The sequence below is a fragment of the Pseudomonas sp. N40(2020) genome (genome assembly GCF_014472415.1).
Lineage (GTDB): Bacteria > Pseudomonadota > Gammaproteobacteria > Pseudomonadales > Pseudomonadaceae > Aquipseudomonas.
Genome location: NZ_JACSZV010000038.1, coordinates 36,902 through 55,463, shown reverse-complemented (window position 1 = coordinate 55,463; position 18,562 = coordinate 36,902). Strand labels below are relative to the sequence as shown.

Annotated in this window: 4 protein-coding genes; 2 read left to right on the top strand and 2 right to left on the bottom strand. The window is 61.6% G+C overall.

Annotation, left to right across the window (positions count from 1 at the left end; translation table 11 throughout):
* The first annotated feature begins 21 nt into the window (after nucleotides 1-21).
* Both lapG and lapD read left to right on the top strand, forming a co-directional pair.
* Nucleotides 22-714 (top strand): cysteine protease LapG, encoded by a 693-nt coding sequence (gene lapG / locus IAI51_RS21695; protein WP_187680324.1) that lies wholly within the window; start codon nucleotides 22-24, stop codon nucleotides 712-714.
* Between the two features lie 14 nt (nucleotides 715-728).
* Complete coding sequence (gene lapD, locus IAI51_RS21690) at nucleotides 729-2,675, top strand: cyclic di-GMP receptor LapD (RefSeq protein WP_187680323.1); 1,947 nt, start codon at nucleotides 729-731, stop codon at nucleotides 2,673-2,675.
* A 127-nt stretch (nucleotides 2,676-2,802) separates the two neighbouring features.
* On the opposite strand, the gene IAI51_RS21685 is transcribed toward lapD, so the two are convergent.
* Both IAI51_RS21685 and IAI51_RS21680 read right to left on the bottom strand, forming a co-directional pair.
* Entirely contained in the window at nucleotides 2,803-3,141 is a 339-nt protein-coding gene (locus IAI51_RS21685) for a tryptophan synthase subunit beta (protein WP_129387275.1), read from the bottom strand.
* Between the two features lie 146 nt (nucleotides 3,142-3,287).
* Nucleotides 3,288-18,323, bottom strand: coding sequence for a LapA family giant adhesin (locus IAI51_RS21680; RefSeq protein ID WP_187680322.1), 15,036 nt, complete (start codon nucleotides 18,321-18,323; stop codon nucleotides 3,288-3,290).
* Between the last annotated feature and the right edge of the window lie 239 nt (nucleotides 18,324-18,562).

Below are 18,562 nucleotides of genomic sequence, written 5' to 3'. Positions count from 1 at the left end.
CCTGCCTTCTGGAAACCTGCTGTGGCGGTATGTTTCGCGATCCCCCGGACTCTGCGCTGGCTAGGCTGCGCACTGTTGCTGGCCGGCGTCATGCTGGGCGGTCTGCATGCCGATTGGGATTTTTCCGCGATCAGTCGCAAAGCTACAGCACTTTATGGACCACTGGGCGCCGGGCAGCAGCGAATCGATGCGTGGCAAAATCTGCTGGCCACGCAGAAACAGGTCGGCGAGATGGAAAAGCTCAAAGTGGTTAACCTGTTTTTCAACAAGCAGGTGCGTTACGTCGAGGATATCGACCTGTGGCACGAGGTCGACTATTGGGAAACCCCTATCGAAGCCTTGTGGAAAGGTGCCGGCGACTGCGAAGACTATGCGATCGCCAAGTATTTCAGCCTGCGCCATCTCGGGGTATCCAGTGACAAACTGCGCATCACCTACGTCAAGGCCCTGCGCCAGAACCGCGCGCACATGGTGCTGACGTACTATGCCACTCCCGATGCCATGCCATTGGTGCTCGACAGTCTGATCGATCCGATCCAGCCGGCGGCCCAGCGAACCGATTTGCTGCCGGTCTACTCTTTCAATGCAGAAGGTCTGTATCTGCCGGGTGCCAAAGGCAACAAAAAGGTCGGAGACACTAAACGCCTGTCGCGCTGGCAGGATGTGTTGAAAAAAATGCAGGCCGAAGGTTTTCCGGTCGAGTCGATTAACTAGGAGCACGCGCTCAGATGTCTTTGTTCAAACAGCTGTTGATCGCTATCTGTCTGTTCCTGGTGGTCGCCTTCACCGGCAGCTTCATGGTCAGTCTGGAGAGCTCGCGCACCCAGTACGTCAATCAGTTGCGCTCCCACGCCCAGGACGCTGCCACGGCGCTGGCGTTGTCGCTGACGCCGAATATCGACGACCCGGCGATGGTCGAGCTGCTGGTCAGTTCGATTTTTGACAGTGGTTATTACGCGAGCATCCGCGTGGTCGATCTGAAGACCGACCAGACCATCGTCGAGCGCAATGGCATTCCGGCGGTCACTAATGTGCCGGACTGGTTCGTCAACCTGATCGGTCTGGAACCGGCTGGTGGCGATGCGCTGGTCAGCCGTGGCTGGGAACAGGCGGCGCGGGTCGAGGTGGTCAGCCATCCGATGTTTGCCGTGGCCAAGCTGTGGCAGAGCGCGCTGGGCAGCCTTGGCTGGTTGCTGATCTGCGGCGCGCTGAGTGCCGTACTCGGTGCGTTGCTGCTGCGCCGGCAGTTGAAGCCGCTGGATTACATGGTCAAGCAGTCCCACGCCATCGCCCGTCGCGAATTCCTCAGCCTGCCGGAGCTGCCGCGCACGCCGGAGTTGCGGCGTGTGGTGCTGGCCATGAATCAGATGGTCGAGAAGCTCAAGGCGCTGTTTCAGGAGCAGGCCGAGCGCAGTGAAAAACTGCGCGCCGAATCCTATCAGGACAACCTCACCGGTTTGGCCAACCGGCGCTATTTCGAAATGCAGCTGAACAATCGGGTGAGCAATCCGGAGCAGGCCAGTTCCGGTTACCTGCTGCTGTTGCGGGTCAAGGATCTGGCCGGGCTCAACCAGCGGCTTGGCGGTCAGCGCACCGACGAACTGCTGAAAGCGGTCGGCGAGCAACTGTCCCGCGAGTGCGCGAAGTACCCGGAAACCCAGAACCTCGTCACCCGTATTCGCGGCGGTGAATTCGCCGTGCTGGCGCCCGGGCTGGTGCGCGAGGAAGCGCTGCAACTGGCGCAGAACCTCGACAGTGCCCTGAGCAGTCTGCACGCCACGGGCGCGACAGATGTGCCGGCGGTGGCCTCTATCGGCCTGGCGCCATTCGTTCACGGCGACTCGCCGCAAGCGGTGCTGACGCTCGGCGATCAGGCGCTGGCGCAAGCTGAAGGGCAGGGCGAGCAGAATTGGGCGTGCATTGATCAAAGCCTCACGGCGGATGTCGGCGACGATCACCACGCCTGGCATCGCTTGCTCGATCAGGCGTTGAGTCAGCAGCGTTTTGAACTGTATTTCCAGCCGGTGGTGGCCGCTCAGGACACGCAACTGGTGCTGCATTACAAGGTGTTGTCGCGCTTGCTCGATGATCAGGGCCAGACCATTCCCGCCGGGCGTTTCCTGCCGTGGCTGGAACGCTTTGGCTGGACCGCGCGACTGGATCGCTTGATGCTCGAACGCGTGCTGGAGCAGATGAAAGAGCATGAAGATTCGCTGGCGCTGAACCTGTCCTCGGCAACCCTGGCCGATCCGCAGGCACTGAACAAAGTGTTCGAGATCCTGCGTGCGCATTCCAATCTCGGCGAACGCCTGACCCTGGAAATCGGCGAAGAGCAATTGCCGGAACAAGCGGTGCTGGAGCAGTTGACCCGGCGTCTGCGTGAACTTGGTTTCTCGCTGAGCCTGCAGCGCTTCGGCGGGCGCTTCAGCATGATCGGCAACCTGGCGCGGCTGGGGCTGGCGTACTTGAAGATCGATGGCAGCTACATTCGTGCGATTGATCAGGAGAGCGACAAGCGTCTGTTCATCGAAGCGATCCAGCGTGCGGCGCACAGCATTGATCTGCCGTTGATTGCCGAACGGGTCGAAACGGAAGGGGAGTTGTCGGTGATTCGCGAGATGGGCCTGTATGGGGTTCAGGGACAGTTGTTCGGTGAGCCCAAGCCCTGGAAGTAATCTTTTAGTGCGGTGGTGTCAGTGATGCCGCCTTCGCGAGCAGGCTCGCTCCCACATTTGAAATGCATTCCAATGTGGGAGCGAGCCTGCTCGCGAAAGGGTCAGTCCAGTCACCCAAGGTCCCGGGTCAGATCAAGCCGCTTTCATCTTCATCAATGAGCTGGCTCAACCCACCCAACGCTTCCCGCGCCTGGGTCCGATCCATCAATTTGGCCTGCGCCGCTGGTGGCAGGTCGGTGACGCGGATCACGCCTTTCTGGGTCAGCACCTGAATCAGGTCGTCGAGTACCCGAATCATTTCAAAGTCGCTCTGCTTGAGCTGTTTGAGGCTGTTTTCCACGGCTTCGTTGGCGTACCACGCCTGGATTTCATGGTGATCGGCCGGCAGCGTTTCCGTGGCCTCGGCGTACGCTGCGGCTTCCACGCGAATCAACTGGCCTTGCGCATCGCGTTGCACGTAAAACATTGAGCATCCCTCGGAAATGAACCAGCGTCATGCTGTCAGCAGCATAGCCAACTGCGCGCAAGTATGCGGTGCGGCGATGAAATCGTCACCGCTTCGCCGGGCGCAAACGTGACGGCCGCCCCATAAGGGCGGCCGTTGTTCACGGATCAGCTGTTGTTGTGGTCGACCTTGATGGTCGGGTCGCTGCCGGCAATCAGGTTGTGAATGTTGGCGCTCGACCAGTTGTTGCCTTCCAGTTTGATCGTCACGTCCGGTGTTGCAGCAGCGGCGTCGGCCGAGTTGAACTTGCCGCCCGAGCTGACTTGCAGCGACGACACGCCATCGACCGTGGTGATCTTCAGGAAGTTGTCGATGGTGCTGCCGGTTTCGCCCTGCAACAGATCACGCAGGTCGATACGGTCACCTTCGGCAGCCTTGAAGTCCTTGATCACATCAGTGCCGGTGTCGCCCGATTTCCAGACAAAGGTGTCACCACCCGAACCACCGATCAGGATGTCGTTGCCCTGGCCGCCGATCAATGTGTCGTTGCCGGTGCCGCCGAGCAGGATGTCATTGCCTTTGCCGCCGTCGAGCAGGTCGTTGCCGCCCGAGCCGAACAGGATGTCATTGCCCGCGCCGCCCAGCAGGGTGTCGTTGCCGTCATGCGCACCGGACACATCGAACGCCTGATAGTGCTCGGTGACGTACTGGTGCACGTTGCTGGTGGTGACTTTGCTGACGTCGACGCCGGTTTCCTTGGCCACGAACGCCTGCATCGCCTGATAACCCTCACCGGCAATGCCGTTGAAGCTCACCAGATCGCCGAACAGGATGTCGTTGCCGTTGCCACCGCTGACGGTGTCGTTGCCCGGCATCGTCGCTTCGGTGTGGCCGATGATCGAGTTGGCCAGATCCTTCGGATCGATGTTGGTCTGCGGCGTCTTGTCCGAATCGTACGGTTTCAGGTCGTTGAGGCTGACGCCGCTGTTGAGGCCGATGGCTTCAACGTTCGACAGACCGCTGAGCAATGCGAAGCTGCTCGTCGAGTTGTCGGTGGTGGCCGTTGTGGTGCTGCTGCCGGTACCCGAGAGGTTGGAGAACTCATAGGTGCCGTCGCCCTGAGCGTGTAGCGTGCCGAAGGTCTGGTACGACCAGTTGTTGCCCGATTTGCTCCAGACCGTCACGGACCCCGTCGCACTGATATCGATCTGGTGCGTGCTGTCTGGATACAGGCTGACGGCTGTGCCCAACTTGTAGTTGCTGGTGGTGATCAGGCTGTCGAGGGTTTTGTTGCCGTACAGGTACGGGTTGGTCGACTCGCTGCTCTGGTAGTAGGTCGGCTGACCATCGGTAATGAAGTACGTGAGGTTCTTCGCACCGGTGTTGGCCACCGCTTCAGCGCTCTGGAAGAAGTTGGCCGTGGTCTTGAACACGTCCTCGTAGTTTGTGCCACCGCCGGACGTCATCGAGTCCAGCACTGCCTTGAGTTTGGTCAGGGCGTTGGGGTCGTTGAGGTTCACCGACACCGACTGTTTGACCTGGGTATCGAAGTCCACCAGGAAGATGTTCACCGTGCCCGAGTTGCTGCCGCCCAGGCTTTGCTTGAGGGTGTTGAACACCGAAGTCAGCGAGTCCTTCGCGGCGTTGAGCGACGAAGTGCTCATGCTGCCCGAGCTGTCGACCATGAACGCGATGTTGTAGTTGGTGCCAGGCACCACGGTCAGACCGCCGATGTCAGCCACGACGATGTCGTTGCCGTCAGTCCCGGTGACGGTGTCGTCACCTGAAGTCGCGGTCACGGCGTTGTAGACCGCCGGCACCACGGTGACCGGAATGGTCGCTGTGCTGCTCGCCGAACCGCCCACCGCTTCGGTGGAAGTCGAGGTGACGGTCAGATTGAACTGGCCGTTGTAGTAGGTCGGCGGGGTCACGGTCAGGCTGCTGAGGTTCCAGCCGGTGACGTTGGCTTCGCCATTGCTCGCGGTGACGGTGAAGCTGTGGCCTGCGCCGTCGCTCAGCACCGAGCCGACCGGCGCGCCGCTGATCTTCACGCTCAGGGTTTCCGAGCCGTCGGTGTCGGTCAGCGCGGTGGAGACTGCCGACAGTTTCACCGTGGTGCCTTCGGCGCCAGTGTTGAGCTTGTAGCCGTCGTAATAGCCTTCGCCGTTAGTGCCGTGCAGATCGGAGACAGTCACACCGGCATTCACCAGATCCTTCACGCCGGTGTAGATCGGCACGCCGGCGCTGCTCAGGTCGACTGCTGCGCCGCCGTTGATCGACAGGTTGACGTCGTAGCTGCCCGGGCCGCTCTGGTTGTGGTGGTAGATGTCCAGGGTGTAGTAGCCGCTGGTGGTCGGAGTGAACGAACCATTGAGGTTGCCGCCCGCGCCCCACGTGATCGAGGCCACGTTCTTGCCGCCGATGGTGACCAGCAAGCTGTCATCGCCGACACCGCTGAAGGTGTAGGTCTTGCCGGCTTCCAGATAGATCAGGCCCGACGTTTTCGAGGCGGTACCGGCGGTCACGCTGCCGTCCGACTGCACGTTGTTCACGGTGCCGCTGGAGTTCGGTGTGCCGGCGCCGTCGATCACGTTTTTCAGCGTGGTCGAATCCGCGCCGTTGCCGTTGGTGCCCAGACCCGACAGACCGGTCCAGACTTCCTTGATCAGCCCGGTGGACTTCACGCTGTTGTCGGCCACGCTCACGGTCGGGGCATCCGCCACTGGCGTGATGTCGATCTTCACGGTGCCGGTGTTGCCCAGCAGTTGGCCGTCGGTTGGCTGGAACTTGATCTGCGCGTAGTCAGCCTGGTTGTTGCCCAGGCCGGTGCCGCCGTAACCGTTCACGCCCGACTCGTTGGCATCCGGCATGAAGCGCAGTTTGCCGGCGTCGATGTCAGCCTTGCTGAAGGTCTGGTTGTTGGCGACGTCTTTCCAGGTCGAACCGTCCAGGTACTGCAGTTTGCCTTCGCCCGGCAGCTGGGTGATTTTCACCCCGAGGCTGCTCGCCGGGCTGTCGACGTCGGTCACACCAAAGGTCGACCAGCCGAGGATCAGCGGGGTGTCTTCGGTGCCGGTGACGTTGACTGGCGCTGCGACTGGCGCGTCGTTGACTGCCACCACGTTGACCGTGGTGGTCGCGGTGTTGGAGTAGTTACCACCGTCAGTCACGGTCACGGTGATGATCCGCGGCACAGTGCTCGGGTCTTCACTGCTGTTGGTGAAGCTGATGTTCTTGATGGCCTGCATGTAGTCGGCCAGTGTCGCGTTGCCCGACAGGGTCAGGGTCACCGTGCCGTTGGTGCTGTTGGCATTGATGGTGATGCCATTGACGCTGTTGCCCAGGTTCAGCGCATCGCCGTCCTGACGGTTGGTCAGCACCACAGTCGCGCCAGTCAGCATGGTGCTGTCCGGGTCGGTGATTCTGATATCGGTGTCGGCAATCGACACACCCGCGCCCGGAGTGTTTTCGGTGAAGGTCACCTTGTAGTCGGCACCGGTTGCACCGCTGGAGTTGTTGGCGTCCAGATCAATGACCGGTGGCGCATCGTTGTCGATGATCGAGGTGCTGACGCTGCCATTGGTGCCGCTGACTGCGAGGTTCTCGAAGTTGCCACCGGTGGCCGAGTCGATCTTGACCACGAAGTTCTCGGTACCTTCGGTGATCTTGTCATTGATGGTCGCGACGTTGAACTGCGCGCTGCTGGCGCCTGCCGGGATTTTCACGGTGTACACGCCAGTGAAGTCCGAACCGTCGGCAGCGGTACCGCTGTAGACGATTTTCAGGGTCACTTCGGTTTGCGCCGGATGGTTCAGGCTGACGGTGTAGCTGGCGGTCTGGCCTTCGGTCACCGAAGTGCTGCCGGTGATGCTGACCGTGGTGGTGTCGACGGTATCGGTGACGCTGGTCACGGCTGGTGTGTTGCTGGTTACCAGGTTTTCAAAGCCGCCGCCGCTGGTGCCGGTGATGCTCGCCTGCACGGTGCCGGCGTCTTTGTAGACGTCGTCAGCCGGAGCCGGCACGGTCACGGTGCCCGTGGTTTTGCCCGCTTCGATGGTGATCACCGAGCCGTTCGACAGCGTCACGGTCACTGGCGAACCAGCAGCGTTGGTCAGGGTCGCGGTGTAGGTGATCTGTCCACCTTCGGCCACGGTGCCCGTGGCGCTCAGCGTCAGGTTGGTGGTGTCGACGGTATCGGTCACGGTGGTGCTGACCGGAGTCTTGTCGGCGACGAGATTCTCGTAGTTACCGCCAGTCACGTTGGTGATCGAGTTGGTCAGCGGCGCGTGGCCGGTCAGCGCATCGTTCGGTGCGGTGGTGGTTACGGTGCCAGTGGTTTTGCCGACTTCGATAGTGATGTTCTGACCGTTGGCCAGGGTCACGGTGACTGGCGAGCCGGTGACTGGAGCGCCCACAGTGGCGGTGTAAGTGACAGTGCCACCCTCGGCCGTTGTACCGGTTGCGGTCAGTCTGACGGTGGTGGTGTCGATGGTATCGGTGACGCTGGTCACGGCTGGCGTCGTGCTCGGCACGAGGTTTTCGAAGTTGCCACCCGTGGCGGTGCTGATCGTGGCCTGCACGGTGCCGGCGTCTTTGTAAACGTCGTCAGTTGGTGCTGGAACGGTCACGGTGCCAGTGGTTTTGCCCGCGTCGATAGTGATCACGGCGCCGTTCGACAGCGTCACGGTCACTGGGGAACCAGCGGCGTTGGTCAGCGTCGCGGTGTAGACAATCGAGCCACCCTCGGCCACGGAGCCGGTCGCGCTGAGCGACAGGTTGGTGGTGTCGACTGTGTCGGTGACGGTAGTCGAAACCGGAGTCTTGTCGGCAACAAGATTCTCGTAATTGCCGCCGCTGACATTGGTGATCGAGTTGGTCAGTGGAGTGTGGCCGGTCAACACATCGTTCGGTGCGGTGGTGGTCACGGTGCCAGTGGTCTTGCCGATGTCGATAGTGATCTGCTGACCATTGGCCAATGTCACGACGACAGGCGAGCCGGTTACTGGCGCGCCAACGGTGGCGGTGTAGACGACATTGCCGCCCTCAGCCGCTGTACCGGTCGCCGACAGTTTGACGGTGGTGGTGTCGATGGTGTCGGAGACATTGGTCACAGCTGGAACAGTGCTCGGCACCAGGTTTTCGAAGTTGCCACCGGTTGCCGTGGAAATGGTTGCTTCGACCTTGCCAGCGTCTTTGTAGACGTCGTCGGCTGGTGCCGGAACGGTCACAGTGCCAGTGGTTTTGCCTGCATCAATCGTGATGACGGCGCCATTGGACAGCGTCACGGTCACTGGCGAACCAGCAGCGTTGGTCAGGGTCGCGGTGTAGACAATCGAGCCACCCTCGGCCACGGAGCCTGTAGCGCTGAGCGACAGATTGGTGGTGTCGACGGTGTCAGTCACGGTGGTGCTGACCGGAGTCTTGTCGGCGACGAGATTCTCGTAATTGCCGCCGGTCACGTTGGTGATCGAGTTGGTCAGTGGAGTGTGGCCAGTCAACGCATCGTTCGGTGCAGTCGTGGTGATGGTGCCAGTGGTTTTGCCCACTTCGATGGTGATGTTCTGACCATTGGCCAGAGTCACGACGACAGGCGAACCTGTTACTGGCGCACCGACGGTTGCGGTGTAGACGACGTTGCCGCCCTCTGCCGCAGTAGCCGTCGCCGTCAGTTTCACGGTGGTGGTGTCGATGGTATCGGTAACGCTGGTCACCGCCGGCGTCGTGCTCGGCACCAGGTTTTCGAAGTTGCCACCCGTGGCGGTGGTGATCGTGGCCTGAACGGTGCCAGCGTCTTTGTAGACGTCGTCGGTTGGCGCTGGAACGGTCACGGTGCCGGTGGTTTTACCCGCTTCGATAGTGATCACCGAGCCGTTGCTCAGGGTCACGGTCACTGGCGAGCCAGCGGCGTTGGTCAGAGTCGCGGTGTAGGTGATCTGGCCACCCTCTGCAACCGAGTTTGTAGCACTCAGAGACAGGTTGGTGGTGTCGACGGTGTCGGTGACGGTGGTCGAAACCGGCGTTTTGTCGGCCACGAGGTTTTCGTAGTTGCCGCCAGTCACGTTGGTGATCGCGTTGGTCAGTGGAGCATGACCGGTCAACGCATCGTTTGGTGCGGTGGTGGTCGCGGTGCCAGTGGTCTGGCCGACACCAATGGTGATGGTCTGACCGTTGGCCAGCGTTACCACAACTGGCGAGCCAGTCACTGGAGCACCGACCGTGGCGGTGTAGACGACGTTGCCGCCCTCTGCCGCAGTAGCCGTTGCCGTCAGTTTCACGGTGGTGGTGTCGATGGTATCGGTAACGCTGGTCACGGCTGGCGTCGTGCTTGGCACGAGGTTTTCGAAGTTGCCACCGGTGGCGTTGCTGATCGTCGCCTGTACGGTACCGGCGTCTTTGTAGACGTCATCCGATGGAGCAGGAACAGTCACGGTGCCAGTGGTTTTACCGGCGTCGATGGTAATCACAGCGCCGTTGGACAGGGTCACGGTGACTGGCGAGCCAGCGGCGTTGGTCAAGGTTGCGGTGTAAACAATCGAACCGCCCTCGGCTACGGTACCGGTCGCGCTCAGCGAGAGATTGGTGGTGTCGACAGTGTCGGTGACATTGGTCGAAACCGGGGTCTTGTCGGCCACCAGGTTCTCGAAGTTGCCACCTGTTACGTCAGTGATCGAGTTGGTCAGCGGAGCGTGGCCAGTCAATGCGTCGTTTGAAGACGTGGTGGTCGCAGTACCGGTGGTCTGGCCAACGCCAATGGTGATCGTCTGACCGTTTGCCAGGGTTACGACGACCGGCGAGCCAGTGACTGGCGCGCCGACAGCCGCGGTGTAGGTGACGTTGCCACCCTCAGCAGTCGACTCTGTCGCTGTCAGTTTGACGGTGGTGGTGTCGATGGTGTCGGTGACGTTGGTCACTGCCGGTACGGTACTCGGCACCAGGTTTTCGAAGTTGCCACCGGTCGCGGTCGAAATGGTTGCTTCGACTTTGCCGGCGTCTTTGTAAACGTCGTCGGCTGGCGCAGGAACAGTCACCGTGCCGGTGGTTTTACCGGCCTCAATGGTGATCACGGCGCCGTTGGACAGGGTCACGGTGACTGGCGAGCCGGCCGCGTTGGTCAGGGTTGCGGTGTAAACAATCGAACCACCCTCGGCCACGGTACCAGTTGCGCTGAGCGACAGGTTGGTGGTTTCGACGGTATCGGTGACCGTGGTCGAAATCGGGGTCTTGTCGGCCACCAGATTCTCGTAATTGCCGCCGGTTACACCGGTGATCGAGTTGGTCAGCGGCGCCTGACCGGTCAGTGCATCGTTCGGTGCAGTGGTGGTCACGGTGCCGGTGGTTTTTCCGACTTCGATGGTGATGTTCTGGCCGTTAGCCAGGGTAACAGTGACCGGAGAACCGGTGACTGGCGCGCCAACCGTCGCGGTGTAAGTGACAGTACCGCCTTCAGCCACTGACGTATCGGCCGTCAGTTTGACCGTCGACGTATCGATGGTGTCGGTGACGTTGGTGACGGCTGGAACAGTGCTCGGCACCAGGTTCTCGAAGTTGCCGCCTGTGGCGTTGGTGATGGTTGCCTGTACGGTACCGGCGTCTTTGTAGACGTCATCGGCAGGCGCAGGAACGGTCACGGTGCCGGTTGTTTTGCCTGCCTCGATGGTGATGACCGAGCCGTTGCTCAGGGTCACCGTCACTGGCGAACCAGCAGCGTTGGTCAGCGTGGCGGTGTAAACGATCGAGCCGCCCTCGGCCACGGAGCCTGTAGCGCTGAGCGACAGATTGGTGGTGTCTACAGTGTCGGTAACAGTGGTCGAAACAGGGGTTTTGTCGGCAACGAGGTTTTCGTAGTTGCCGCCAGTCACGCCAGTGATCGAGTTGCTGAGTGGAGCCTGACCCGTCAACGCATCGTTCGGCGCAGTGTAGGTCACGGTGCCGGTGGTTTTTCCGACTTCGATGGTGATGTTCTGACCGTTAGCCAGGGTCACAGTGACCGGAGAACCGGTGACTGGCGCACCCACGGTCGCGGTGTAAGTAACGCTGCCACCCTCAGCCGCCGACTCGGTCGCAGTCAGTTTGACGGTGGTGGTGTCGATGGTGTCGGTGACGTTGGTGACAGCTGGAACAGTGCTCGGCACCAGGTTCTCGAAGTTGCCACCGGTTGCCGTGGAAATGGTCGCCTCGACCTTGCCGGCGTCTTTGTAGACGTCATCGGTTGGCGCAGGAACTGTCACGGTGCCAGTGGTTTTACCGGCCTCGATGGTGATCACGGCGCCATTGGAAAGCGTCACGGTTACCGGCGTGCCTGCCGGGTTGGTCAGCGTTGCGGTGTAAACGATCGAACCGCCTTCAGCCACCGAGTCGGTCGCGGTCAGGTTCAGGTTGGTGGTGTCGGTGGTGTCCGACACGGTGGTGTCGGCGGACTTGCCGTCGACCGCCAGTTTTTCGTAGTTGCCGCCAGTGGCGCCGTCGATGGTCACGCTCAGGGAGCTGCCGCCCGCCAGTGGGCTGTTCGGCGCGACGAAGTTCACGGTGCCACTGGTTTCGCCGACCGCGATGGTGATGGTCTGGCCGTTGGACAGCGTCACCACGACTGGCGAGCCGGTCACTGGCGCGGTCACGGTCGCGGTGTAGACCACGGTTTCGCCTTCGGCGACGTTCGTGGTGGCGGTCAGCGATACGGTGGAGGTGTCGATGGTGTCGTTGACGGTGGTCACCGCCGGCACAGTGCTCGGCACCAGATTCTCGAAGTTGCCGCCGGTAGCAGTGGAAATAGTCGCTTCGACTTTACCGGCATCTTTGTAGACGTCATCGGCTGGCGCAGCAACAGTCACGGTGCCGGTAGTTTTACCGGCCTCGATGGTGATCACGGCGCCGTTGCTCAGCGTCACGGTCACTGGCGTGCCGGCAGCGTTGGTGAGGGTCGCGGTGTAGGTGATCTGGCCGCCTTCATTCACCGAACCGGTAGCGCTGAGCGACAGGTTAGTGGTGTCGGTGGTGTCGGTCACGGTGGTGCTGACCGGGGTTTTGTCGGCCACGAGGTTTTCGTAGTTGCCACCAGTCACGCCGGTGATCGCGTTGGTCAGCGGCGCATTGCCGGTCAATGCATCGTTCGGCGCCGTGAAGGTCACGGTGCCCGTGGTTTTGCCGACTTCGATGGTGATGTTCTGACCGTTGGCCAGGGTCACGACAACCGGCGAACCGGTGACTGGCGCGCCGACAGTCGCGGTGTAAGTGACGGTGCCACCTTCCGCCGCAGACTCGGTAGCGGTCAGTTTGACGGTCGAGGTGTCGATGGTGTCAGTGACGTTGGTCACGGCTGGCGTGGTGCTTGGAACCAGATTCTCGAAGTTGCCGCCAGTAGCTTCTTTGATGGTGACTTCGACTTTGCCGGCGTCTTTATAGACGTCATCGGCAGGCGCAGGAACAGTCACGGTGCCAGTGGTTTTACCCGCCTCGATGGTGATCACCGAGCCGTTCGAAAGCGTCACGGTTACCGGCGTGCCGGCCGGGTTGGTCAGTGTCGCGGTGTAAACAATCGAACCGCCCTCGGCCACGGAGCCGGTCGCACTCAGCGACAGGTTAGTGGTGTCGACGGTGTCGGTCACCGAGGTCACGGCCGGGGTCTTGTCGGCAACCAGATTCTCGTAATTGCCGCCGCTGGCGTTGTCGATCTTCACGCTCAGCGTGTTGCCGCCGGCCAGTGCATCGTTCGGCGCAGTGAAGTTGACGCTGCCGCTGCTGGCGCCGACCGGGATAGTGATGGTCTGGCCGTTGGACAGGGTCACGACAACCGGCGAACCGGTCACCGGAGCAGTCACGGATGCGGTGTAAACCACCACGCCACCTTCAACGGTGCCGGCGGTGGCGGTCAGCGAGACGGTGCTGTTGTCGATGGTGTCGGTGACGTTGGTCACCGCTGGTGTCTTGTCGACGACCAGGTTTTCGAAGTTGCCACCGGTAGTCTTGGTGATGCTGGCGTCGACTTTGCCGGCGTCCTTGTACACGTCATCGGCCGGGGCCGCGACGGTGGCGGTGCCGGTAGTCGCGCCTTTGGCGATGTTGATCACCGCGCCGTTGCTCAGGGTCACGGTCATGGCCGTGCCGGCGGCATTGGTCAGGGTCGCGGTGTAGATAATCGAACCGCCCTCGGCGACCGAACCGGTGGCGCTCAGGCTGATATTGGTGGTGTCGACCGTGTCGGTGACGGTGGTAACCACCGCCGAGCGGTTGGCATCGACCTGCTCGAAGTTGCCGCCGCTGTGGCTGGCAATCGCGGTCTGCACCTTGCCGCCGTCGATGTACGGGGTGTTCGCCGGCGCTGCGAAGTTCACCGAGCCGCTAGTGGCGCCGGCAGCGATGTTGATCACCGCGCCGTTGGCCAGGGTCACGGTCATGGCGGTGCCGGCCGGATTGCTCAGGGTCGCGGTGTAGGTGATCTGGCCACCTTCGCTGACGGTGTCGCTGGCGCTCAGGGTCAATGTGGTCTTGTCGACGGTGTCATTGACGGTGGTGCTGACCGGGGTCTTGCTGACGTCGAGCTTCTCGAAGTTGCCGCCAGTGGCATCGGTCATGGTCACGGTGAGCTTGCTGACGTCTTTGTAGACGTCATCGCTCGGCGCCGCGATGGTCACCGAACCGCTGATTTTACCAGCCTCGATGGTGATGGTCTGGCCATTGCTCAGGTTGACGGTCACCGGGGTTTGCGCGGCGTTGGTCAGGGTCGCGGTGTAGGTGATCGATGTGCCTTCGAGCACATAGCTTTCAGCGCTGAGGGTGAGGTGCGTGGTGTTGACGGTGTCGGCGACGTTGGTCACCGCTGGCGTCGGATTGGCCACCAGGTTTTCGAAATTGCCGCCCGTGGTCTCTTTGATCGTCACTTCGACTTTGCCGGCATCTTTGTAGACGTCATCGGCTGGCGCCGGAACGGTTACGGTGCCGGTGGTCTTGCCAGCTTCGATGGTGATGGTCGAGCCGTTGCTCAGGGTCACGGTCACCGGGGTGCCGGCCGGGTTGGTCAGCGTAGCGGTGTAGACGATCTGCCCGCCTTCGTTGACGTTGCCGGTGGCGGTCAGCGAAACAGTGGTGGTGTCGACGGTGTCGGTGACGGTGGTGCTGACCGGGGTTTTGTCGGCCACGAGGTTTTCGTAGTTGCCGCCGCTGACGTTGGTGATCGAGTTGGTCAGCGGTGCATGACCGGCCAATACGTCGTTCGGTGCAGTGGTGGTGACGGTGCCGGAGGTCTTGCCGACTTCGATGGTGATGTTCTGGCCGTTGGCCAGGGTCACCACGACGGGCGAACCGGTCACCGGCGCGCCAACAGTCGCGGTGTAGGTGACGGTGCCACCTTCAGCGGCAGTTTCGGTAGCGCTCAGTTTTACCGTCGAGGTGTCGATGGTGTCTGTGACGTCGGTGACGGCTGGAACGGTGCTTGGCACCAGATTCTCGAAGTTGCCGCCCGTGGCGTCCTTGATGGTCACTTCAACTTTACCGGCGTCTTTGTAGACGTCATCGGCAGGCGCCGGAACGGTCACGGTGCCAGTGGTTTTGCCCGCTTCGATGGTGATGACCGAGCCGTTGCTCAAGGTCACGGTCACCGGCGAGCCGGCGGCGTTGGTCAGCGTCGCGGTGTAAACAATCGAACCGCCCTCGGCCACGGAACCGGTGGCGCTGAGGGACAGATTGGTGGTGTCGACGGTGTCGGTGACGTTGGTCGAAACCGGCGTCTTGTCGGCCACGAGGTTTTCGTAGTTGCCGCCGCTGACGTTGGTGATCGAGTTGGTCAGTGGGGCTTGGCCAGTCAACGCATCGTTCGGTGCGGTGGTGGTGACGGTGCCTGTGGTTTTGCCGACTTCGATGGTGATGTTCTGACCGTTGGCCAGGGTGACAGTCACTGGCGAACCGGTCACTGGCGCGCCCACAGTGGCGGTATAGGTGACGGTGCCACCTTCAGCGGCAGTTTCGGTAGCGCTCAGTTTTACCGTCGAGGTGTCGATGGTGTCTGTGACGTCGGTGACGGCCGGAACGGTGCTTGGCACCAGATTCTCGAAGTTGCCGCCAGTGGCGTCCTTGATGGTCACTTCGACTTTGCCGGCGTCTTTATAGACGTCATCGGCAGGTGCCGGAACGGTCACGGTGCCGGTGGTTTTGCCCGCCTCGATGGTGATGACTGAGCCGTTGCTCAGGGTCACGGTGACTGGCGAACCAGCGGCGTTGGTCAAGGTCGCGGTGTAAGTAATCTGGCCACCTTCAGCCACGGAGCCGGTAGCGCTCAGCGACAGATTGGTGGTGTCGGTGGTGTCAGTCACCGTGGTGCTGACTGGCGTCTTGTCGGCAACGAGATTCTCGTAATTGCCGCCCGTCACGTTGGTGATTGCATTGGTCACCGGGGCCTGTCCAACCAGCGCATCATTCGGCGCAGTGAAGGTCACGGTGCCGGTGGTTTTACCCACTTCGATGATGATGTTCTGGCCGTTGGCCAAGGTCACCACAACCGGTGAACCGGTAACCGGCGCGCCAACGGTGGCGGTGTAGGTGACGGTGCCGCCTTCAGCAACCGAGGTGTCTGCAGTCAGTTTGACGGTCGAAGTGTCGATGGTATCGGTCACTTCGGTCACGGCAGGCGTGGTGCTCGGAACCAGGTTCTCGAAGTTGCCGCCAGTGGCCTTGTCGATGGTCACTTCTACTTTGCCGGCGTCTTTATAGACGTCATCGGCAGGCGCCGGAACGGTCACGGTGCCCGTGGTTTTGCCCGCTTCGATGGTGATCACCGAGCCGTTGCTCAGCGTCACGGTAACCGGCGAACCGGCAGCGTTGGTGAGCGTCGCGGTGTAAACGATCGAACCGCCTTCAGCCACGGAACCAGTCGCGCTCAGGGACAGATTGGTGGTGTCGACGGTATCGGTGACGGTGGTCGAAACCGGGGTCTTGTCGGCCACGAGATCTTCGTAGTTGCCGCCAGACACGCCAGTGATCGAGTTGCTCAGCGGTGCATTACCGGTCAACGCATCGTTTGGCGCGGTGAAGGTCACGGTGCCGGTGGTTTTACCGACTTCGATGGTGATGCTTTGACCATTGGCCAGCGTCACCACGACCGGCGAACCGGTCACTGGCGCGCCAACGGTGGCCGTGTAAGTGACGGTGCCGCCTTCAGCCACCGACGTATCGGCGCTCAGTTTGACGGTCGAAGTGTCGATGGTATCGGTCACTTCGGTTACGGCTGGGATGGTGCTCGGAACGAGGTTCTCGAAGTTGCCGCCGGTGGCGTCCTTGATCGTCACTTCAACTTTGCCGGCGTCTTTATAGACGTCATCGGCTGGCGCCGGAACGGTCACGGTGCCGGTGGTCTTGCCCGCTTCAATGGTGATCACCGAGCCATTGCTCAGGGTCACGGTCACCGGGGTTTGCGCGGCGTTGGTCAGGGTCGCGGTGTAAACGATCGAACCGCCTTCAGCCACAGAACCGGTCGCGCTCAGCGACAGATTAGTGGTGTCGACGGAGTCGGTAATGGTGGTGGTCGCTGGCGTCGGGTTCGGCACCAGATTTTCAAAGTTGCCACCGGTAGCGCCGGTGATGGTGGTGCTGACGGTGCTGCCATTGTTGTAGACGTCGTTGGCCGCAGTCGGCACGTTGACGCTGCCGCTGGTTTTGCCGGCTTCAATGGTGATGGTCGAGCCGTTCGACAGAGTAATGGTGACCGGCGTTTGCGCAGCGTTGCTCAGGGTCGCGGTGTAGGTGATCTGGCCACCTTCGACGACGGTGCCGGTCGCGGTGAGGCTGACGCTGGTGGTGTCGATCGAATCGGTAACGGTGGTGGTCGCTGGCGTGGTGTTCGGCACCAGGTTTTCGAAGTTGCCACCTGTGGCGCCGGTAATCGTCGTGCTGACGGTGCCGCCATTGTTGTAGACGTCGTTTGGCGCGGTCGGCACGTTGACGGTGCCGGTAGTCTGGCCCGCGCCAATGGTGATGGTCGAACCGTTCGACAGGGTGACGGTGACCGGGGTTTGCGCCGGGTTGGTCAGGGTCGCGGTGTAGGTGATCTGGCCGCCCTCGACGACGCTGCCGGTGGCGGTCAGGGTCAGGCCGGTGTTATCGATCGAATCGGTGATGGTGGTCACCGCCGGTGTCGGGTTCGGCACCAGGTTTTCGAAGTTGCCGCCCGTGGCACCAGTGATAGTGGTGGTGACGGTGCTGCCGTTGTTATAGACGTCGTTGGCCGGGGTCGGCACGTTGACGGTGCCGGTGGTCTGGCCGGCGCCGATGGTAATGGTCGAACCGTTCGACAGGGTGACGGTCACCGGGGTTTGCGCCGGGTTGGTCAGGGTCGCGGTGTAGGTGATCTGCCCGCCTTCGGTAACGCTCGGGCCGGCCGTCAGGGTGACGGTGGTGGTGTCGAGGGTGTCGGTGACCTGAGTCGTGGCCGGGGTGGTTGGCGGGGTCACAGTGATGCCGTTGCCGCCAGTGGTGCCGGTGACGGTCACGTCGATCTGGGTCGGGTCGTTATAAACGGTGTCGTTCGGCGCCAATGGCACGTTGACGGTGCCGGTGGTGGAACCGGCCGGGATCACGATCACCGCGCCGTTGGACAGGGTGATGGTCAGGTCGGTCAGCGGCGCCTGGGTCAGGGTCGCGGTGTACACCAGCACGCCGCCGGCTTCGGTGATGGTCGGCGTGGCGCTGAGGCTCAGGGTCGACTCACGCAGGGCGTTGGTGGTGGTGTCGGTGGTCTGGCCGCCAGTGATGTCTTGCGCAATTTGGCCCGCAGCGTTGATGCCCGCCGTAGGGAAACCAATGGTCGGATCAACGCGGCCCGCCGTGGCATCGAGCATCACGAAGCTGTGACCGCCACCCGCCGCGCCGCCCGTACCTGCGGCGGTTGCGCCGGCAGCGGTGGCTTCAAGTGCGGTAGTCGGGTCGACGCCCGCAGCGATGGCTTGCTGCAGTTCTTCTACCGACGGCGCCGCCTGCGCGGTGGCTTCGGCCAGGTCAGTGCTGGAGTCGGGCGCGTTGGCGCTCCACTGGGTTTCACGGCCCAGATCCAGGGTGCGGCCATCAGCCAGTTCCAGCGATACGGCGCCCGACAGACCGGTGTCGATCTGATCGCCGACAAACAGTCGGTCGCCTTCAACGAGTACGCGACGTACGCCCTCTGGGGACACCACGAATACCTGACCGACAATGCTTTTGACGATGGCAACAACACTGCTCATTGAAGACTCTCCGGGGTGTCACGTTCAGTTGACTTCCATGGACCTGATGGCATGGATGCCGATTCAGTCTGGACGTACTTTAAAAATTTGCTAAACAAGTTTTGACGCATGCGTTCGTCAATAATTTGGCTATATTCTTTCGCGATTAACTTTATGCCAAACTATTGACCTTATGGGTGCCATCCTAAACAATCGCCCCACTAATGTCACATTGATATTTCCGCGGCGACCTGTCCTTT

Bases quoted from the DNA above. Each gene is read 5' to 3' on its own strand.
- lapD (WP_187680323.1), top strand. From the start codon at position 729: ATGTCTTTGTTCAAACAGCTGTTGATCGCTATCTGTCTGTTCCTGGTG.
- IAI51_RS21685 (WP_129387275.1), bottom strand. From the start codon at position 3,141: ATGTTTTACGTGCAACGCGATGCGCAAGGCCAGTTGATTCGCGTGGAA.
- IAI51_RS21680 (WP_187680322.1), bottom strand. From the start codon at position 18,323: ATGAGCAGTGTTGTTGCCATCGTCAAAAGCATTGTCGGTCAGGTATTC.